This window comes from Catenulispora pinisilvae (assembly GCF_015356865.1).
Taxonomy (GTDB): Bacteria; Actinomycetota; Actinomycetes; order Streptomycetales; family Catenulisporaceae; genus Catenulispora; species Catenulispora pinisilvae.
In genome coordinates, this window is the sequence record NZ_JAAFZA010000631.1 from 1 (window position 1) to 378 (window position 378).

The 378-nt window shown below is 67.2% G+C and carries 1 protein-coding gene; it reads left to right on the top strand.

Going from position 1 to position 378, the window contains the following annotated elements; all coding sequences use genetic code 11:
- A partial coding sequence (locus IZR01_RS49665) for a S8 family serine peptidase (protein ID WP_323747340.1) occupies positions 1 to 378 on the top strand: 378 nt, incomplete at both ends.

Sequence of the window (378 nt, forward strand, 5' to 3'; positions counted from 1 at the left end):
CACCGGCCGGCGACGACTGGACCCTTGAGGAGTCCCTGGACCTGGACATGGCCTCCGCGATCTGCCCGCTGTGCAGCATCGTGCTGGTCGAAGCCGCCGACGACTCCAGCGACGGCCTCTACATCGCACAGAACACCGCCGCGAGCCTGGCCGGCTACATATCCAACTCCTGGGGCGGCAGCGAATCCTCCACCGAGAGCACGCAGGACAGCCAGTACTTCACCCACGCCTCCGGCATCGTGACCACGGTCTCCGCCGGTGACTCCGACTACGGCGCCAGCTACCCGGCGACCTCGCCCAACGTCGTCTCAGTCGGCGGCACCAACCTGACCACGTCGTCCAACTCTCGCGGCTGGACCGAGTCGGTGTGGAACACCT